The organism is Umezawaea sp. (genome assembly GCF_057122925.1).
In genome coordinates this window covers 1-6,688 of record NZ_DBNGPQ010000077.1, presented here as the reverse complement: position 1 = coordinate 6,688, position 6,688 = coordinate 1, and the positions used below count along the sequence as shown (strand labels likewise).

General features: G+C 75.1%; 1 protein-coding gene. It reads left to right on the top strand.

Annotated features, from left to right (window positions below):
• A partial coding sequence (locus AC156L_RS17175) for an SDR family NAD(P)-dependent oxidoreductase (RefSeq protein ID WP_484407014.1) occupies positions 1–6,688 on the top strand: 6,688 nt, incomplete at both ends.

Here is a 6,688-nt window from a genome sequence, read left to right as displayed (position 1 = left end):
TGGCCGCGCTCGGCGCGCGGGCGACGGTCGTCGCCTGCGACGCCGCGGACCGCGCCGCGCTCGCCCAGGTGATCGAGGGCCACCGGCTGACCGCCGTCGTCCACGCCGCGGGCGTCCTCGACGACGGCACGGTCGACTCGCTGACCCCGGACCGGCTCGACACCGTGCTGCGGTCCAAGGTGGACGCGGCGCTCCACCTGCACGACCTCACGCGCGACCACGACCTGTCGGCGTTCGTGCTGTTCTCGTCCATGGCGGGCACCTTCGGCGGTGCCGGGCAGGGCAACTACGCCGCCGCCAACACCGCCCTGGACGCCCTGGCGCAGCACCGCCGCGCGCACGGCCTCCCCGCGGTCTCGCTGGCCTGGGGCCTGTGGGACGAGCGCGGCGGCATGACCGGCCACCTCGACGCCGCCGACCTGCGGCGCCTGGCCACCAACGGCGTGCTCCCGCTGTCCACGGAACTGGGGCTCGCGCTGTTCGACGCGGCCGGTGCGGTCGACGAGCCGCTGCTCGTCCCGGCCCGGCTGGACCTCGACGCCCTGCGCGCGCGGACACCGGTCGCGCCGCTGCTGCGCGGTCTCGTCCGCACCCCGGTCCGCCGGGCCACGGCGGGGGCAGGCACCTCGTCGGGTCTGCGCGACCGCCTCGTCCGGCTGCCCGAGGCCGAGCGGCACGACGTGCTGCTGGACCTGGTGCGGTCCAACGCCGCCGCCGTCCTCGGCCACGCCGGGTCCGGCGCGGTCGACCCGGAGCGGGCGTTCAAGGACATCGGCTTCGACTCCCTCACCGCGGTGGAGCTGCGCAACCGGCTCAACGCGGCCACCGGGCTGCGGCTGTCCGCGACGCTGGTCTTCGACTTCCCCAGCCCGGTCGTGCTGGCCCGCAAGCTGGGCACCGACCTGCTCGGCGAGGCGGACGTGCCGTCGCCGCGCACGCCGGTCGCGGCGGTACCCGCCGACGAGCTGATCGCCATCGTCGGCATGAGCTGCCGCTACCCCGGCGGCGTCCGGTCGCCGGAGGACCTGTGGCAGCTCGTGCTCAGCGGCGGCGACGCGGTCACCGGGTTCCCGACCGACCGCGGCTGGGACACCGACGGCCTCTACGACCCCGACCCGGAGCAGTCCGGGAAGAGCTACGTGCGGCACGGCGGCTTCCTGCACGACGTCACGGAGTTCGACGCCGCCTTCTTCGGGATCTCGCCGCGCGAGGCGCTGGCCATGGACCCGCAGCAGCGGTTGCTGCTGGAGGCGTCGTGGGAGGTGCTGGAGCGCGCCGACATCGACCCGGTGTCGTTGCGGGGCAGCAGGACCGGCGTGTTCGCGGGCATGAGCGGCCACGACTACGCGAGCTTCTCCGGCGACGTGCCGGAGAGCGTCGAGGGGCACCTGGTCACCGGCAACGCGGCGAGCGTGCTGTCCGGTCGGATCTCGTACTCGTTCGGCTTCGAGGGTCCCGCGGTCACGGTGGACACGGCGTGCTCGTCGTCGCTGGTGGCGCTGCACCTGGCGGCCCAGTCGCTGCGGCGGGGCGAGTGCTCGCTCGCGCTGGCCAGCGGTGTGGCGGTCATGTCGACGCCCGCGTTCTTCGTCGAGTTCAGCCGTCAGCGCGGGCTCGCGCTGGACGGGCGCTGCAAGGCGTTCTCCTCCGCCGCCGACGGCATGGGCGCCTCCGAGGGGGTCGGTGTGCTGCTGCTGGAGCGGCTGTCGGACGCCCGGCGCAACGGCCACCGGGTGCTCGCGGTGGTGCGCGGGTCGGCGGTGAACCAGGACGGAGCGTCGAACGGCCTCAGCGCGCCCAACGGACCGTCGCAGGAGCGCGTGATCCGCCAGGCGCTGGCCGAGGCCGGACTGTCCACTTCGGACGTCGACGTGGTCGAGGCGCACGGCACCGGCACGAAGCTCGGCGACCCCATCGAGGCGCAGGCACTGCTCGCCACCTACGGCCGCGACCGCGAGACCCCGCTGTGGCTGGGGTCGGTGAAGTCCAACATCGGCCACGCGCAGGCCGCCGCAGGTGTGGCGGGCGTGATCAAGAGCGTGCTCGCCATGCGGCACGGCGTGCTGCCCAGGACGCTGCACGTCGACGAGCCCACCCCGCAGGTCGACTGGTCGGCGGGCGCGGTCGAGCTGCTGACCGAGGCGAGGGCGTGGCCCCGCGACGGGCGTCCGCGCCGGGCGGGCGTGTCGGCGTTCGGGATCAGCGGCACCAACGTGCACGTCATCCTGGAGGACGTCGACGACGAGCCGCCCGTCGCCGCCGCGGAACCGGCGGTCGTGCCGCTGGTGGTGTCCGCGAAGGGCGAGCGCGCGCTCCGCGCCCAGGCCGGACGCCTGCGCGAGTTCCTGGAGGGCGACGACGACCTCGGGTCCGTCGCCGCCGCGCTGGTCGGCACCCGGTCGGCGCTGTCGCACCGCGCCGTCGTGGTCGGCCGGGACCGCGCCGACCTGCTGCACCGGGTGGCGGGACTGGCGTCCGGCGACCCCGTGACCGGTGTGGTCAGCGGTGTCGTGGGCGCCGGTGGCCGGACCGCGTTCGTGTTCCCCGGTCAGGGGGCGCAGTGGGTCGGGATGGGTGTGGAGCTGCTGGAGCACTCCCCGGTGTTCGCGGCGCGGATGGCGGAGTGCGCGGGGGCGTTGGGGGAGTTCGTCGACTGGGACCTGATGGCCGTGTTGTCCGACGCGGAGGCGTTGGAGCGGGTCGATGTGGTGCAGCCGGTGCTGTGGGCGGTGATGGTGTCGCTGGCGGAGGTGTGGCGGTCGCTGGGTGTCGAGCCGTCGGTGGTGGTGGGCCACTCGCAGGGTGAGATCGCGGCGGCGGTGGTGGCTGGGGCTCTGTCGTTGGTCGACGGTGCTCGGGTGGTGGCGTTGCGGTCGCGGGCGATCCTGGGGATCGCTGGTCGTGGTGGCATGGTGTCGGTGGCGCTGCCCGCCGACGAGGTCCGCACGTCGATCGACCGGTGGGCGGGCCGGGTGTCGGTCGCGGCGGTGAACGGGCCGTCGGCGACCGTGGTGTCCGGCGACGTCGACGCGCTCGACGGGCTGGTGGCGGCCTGCGAGGCCGACGGTGTGCGGGCTCGGCGGGTCGCGGTGGACTACGCGTCGCACTCGGTGCACGTGGAAGCGCTGCGGGACGAGCTGGCGACCCTGCTGGAGCCGGTGCGGCCGGTGGCGCCGCGGGTGCCGTTCTACTCGACCGCGGACGTCGGGTACGTGGACTCCGCGACGCTGGACGCCGACTACTGGTACCGCAACCTGCGGCGGACCGTGGAACTGGAGTCGGCGATCGGAGCGCTGGCCGCCGACGGCGTCGGCGCGTTCGTCGAGGTGAGCGCTCACCCGGTGCTGACGGGCGCGGTGCAGGACTCGGCGCCCGCCGCCGTGGTCGCCGGATCGCTGCGGCGCGGAGAGGGAGGCCGGGAGCGGTTCCTCACCTCGGCGGCGGAGCTGTGGGTGCGCGGTGTCGCGGTCGACTGGACGCCCGTGGTGGACGGCGGACGCCGGGTCGGGCTGCCGACGTACGCCTTCCAGCGCGAGCGGTTCTGGCTGGAGTCCGGGACCGGTGCCGGCAACCTCGGCGCCGCGGGCCTCGGCGGGGTGGACCACCCGCTGCTGGGTGCCGCCGTCCGGCTCGCGGACGGGCACGTCGTGCTCACGGGACGGGTCTCGTCGTCGTCGCACGCCTGGTTGGCCGACCAGGCCGTGCAGAGCGCGGCGTTCGTGGAACTGGCCGTGCGGGCGGGTGACGAGGTCGGCTTCGACCTGGTCGAGGAACTGGTGGTGCACGCGCCCCTGGCGCTCTCCGAGGAGGGCACCCTGGTGCAGGTCGTGGTCGGCGAGGACGGCGCGGTCGCCGTGCACTCGCGGCCCGAGGGCGCGGACGTGCCGTGGGAGCGGCACGCGAGCGGTGTGCTGGCCGGAGCCGTCGGCGCTCCGCGCTCCGCGGACCGGGCGGTGGACGTCGCGCCACCGCTCGACGTCGACGCGAGCCGGTTCGGGCTGCACCCGGCGCTGCTGGCGGCGGCGCTGCCGGACGACGGCCGGATCGCGCTGACGTGGCGGGGTTTCCGCCTGCACGCGTCGGGCGCGGACGCCGTCCGAGCCGACCTGTCCACCGTGGACCGGTCGACCGTGTCGGTCGTGCTGGTCGACCCGGCGGGCACCCCGGTGGCGGAGGCGGACGCGGTGGTCCTCGGCGAGCCGTTCGGCACCGGTCGGGCGCACCGGGACTCGCTGTTCCGGGTCGACCGGGCCGAGGTGCGGCTGCCCGCGGCGGGCGTGGAGTTCGTCGTGCTGGGCGAGGACCCGTTCGGGCTGGCGGGACCGGTCCACCACGACCTGGCGTCCCTGCCGGACGCGCCGGGCACGGTGCTGGTGCCGTTCACGGACGTGCACGGCGGTGGTGCCGACGCGGTGCACCGGTCGGTGCGGCACGCGCTCGCGCTGGTGCGGGAGTGGCTCGCCGACGAGCGGTTCGCCTCGTCGAGGCTGGTCTTCACGACCAGCGGCGCGGTCACCGGCGACGACCTGGTCAACGCGCCGGTGTGGGGGCTCGTGCGGTCCGCGCTCGCGGAGCACGCCGACCGGTTCGGGCTGCTGGACCTGGCCGACGCGACGCAGGCGTCCCTGGTGCCCCGAGCGCTCGCGGCGGGCGAGTCCGAGATCGCGCTGCGCGACGGGACCGCGACCGCGCCCCGGCTGGCGCGCGCCGAACCCGGCCAGGCCGAGGTCGGGTTCCGGCCCGGCGGCACCGTCCTGGTGACCGGCGCGACCGGCGGGATCGGCGAGCTCGTCGTCCGGCACCTGGTGGAGCACCACGGCGTGCGCCACCTGCTCCTGCTCAGCCGGAGCGGACCGGCCGCGCCCGGTGCCACCGAACTCCTCGCGGAACTGGCCGACCTGGGCGCGTCGGTGGTCCTCGAAGCGTGCGACGTCGCCGACGTCGCCGCGCTGCGGGCCGTGCTCGACGGCATCCCCGCCGAGCACCCGCTGGACGCGGTCGTGCACGCGGCCGGTGTCCTCGACGACGGCACCGTGGAGTCGCTGACGCCGGAGCGGGTCACGCCCGTGCTGCGGCCGAAGGTCGACGCGGCACTCGCCCTGCACGAGCTGACCAGGGACCTGGACCTGTCGGCGTTCGTGCTGTTCTCCTCCGTGGGCGGTCTGTTCGGCACCGCGGGCCAGGCGAACTACGCCGCCGCGAACGTGTTCCTGGACGCGCTGGCGCTGCACCGGCGGGCGCTCGGGCTGCCCGCCGTGTCGCTGGCGTGGGGCCTGTGGGCGCGGCGCAGCGGGATGACCGGCCACCTGACCGAGACCGAGCTGCGCCGGATGTCCCGCGACGGTGTGCGTCCGCTGTCCACCCAGGACGGTCTCGCGCTGTTCGACGCGGCGCGCAGCACCGGGGACGCGGTGCTGGTCACCGCGAACCTGGACCTCCCGGCGATGAGCGGGACGTCCGCTCTGGTGCGCGGTCTCGTCCGCGGCACGACCCGGCGCGCGGTGGCGGGCGGGTCGTCCGCCGGAGCCCCGTCGCTCGCGGGCAGGCTCGCGGGCCTCACCGCCGAGGAGCAGGACGAGCTGCTGGTGGACCTCGTGCGCACGCACGCCGCCGTCGTGCTCGGACACCCGTCCGCGGACGGTGTGGAGGTCGGGCGCGCGTTCAAGGAGCAGGGCTTCGACTCGCTGACCGCGGTGGAGCTGCGCAACCGCCTGGCCACCGCGACCGGGTTGAGGCTCTCCGCCACGCTCGTGTTCGACCGGCCGACGCCCCGCGCGCTGGCCGACCACCTGAAGGCACAGCTCCTCGGCGAGCAGCGGGAAGCTCCGGTCGCGGTCACCGCCACCACCGACGAGCCGATCGCGATCGTGGGGATGAGCTGCCGGTTCCCCGGTGGGGTGCGGTCGCCGGAAGACCTGTGGCGGTTGTTGGTCGAGGGTGGTGACGCGGTGGCGGGGTTCCCGGACAACCGCGGTTGGGACCTCGACGGGCTGTACCACCCGGACCCCGACCACGACGGCACGTGCTACGTCCGCGAGGGCGGTTTCCTGCACGAGGTGGGTGACTTCGACGCGGGGTTCTTCGGGATCTCGCCGCGTGAGGCGGTGGCGATGGACCCGCAGCAGCGGTTGCTGCTGGAGGCGTCGTGGGAGGCGCTGGAGAACTCGGGCATCGACCCGACCACCCTGCGCGGCAGCCGGACCGGCGTGTTCGCGGGCACCAACGGCCAGGACTACGCGGCCCTGCTGGCGAACACGGCCACGAGCGACGACGGCTACCTGATCACCGGCACGTCGGCGAGCGTGGTGTCCGGCCGCGTGTCCTACGCCTTCGGCCTGGAAGGTCCGGCGGTCACCGTGGACACGGCGTGCTCGTCGTCGCTGGTCGCGATGCACTGGGCGGCGCAGTCGCTGCGGCAGGGCGAGTGCACGATGGCACTGGCCTCCGGCGTGACCGTGATGTCGACGCCCGACGCGCTGATCGCGTTCAGCCGTCAGCGCGGGCTCGCGCCGGACTCGCGGTGCAAGGCGTTCGCCGCGTCGGCGGACGGAACCGGCTGGGGCGAGGGCGTCGGCGTGCTGGTGCTGGAACGCCTGTCCGACGCCCGCCGCAACGGCCACGAGGTGTTGGCGGTGGTGCGCGGTTCGGCGGTGAACCAGGACGGCGCGTCCAACGGCCTGACCGCGCC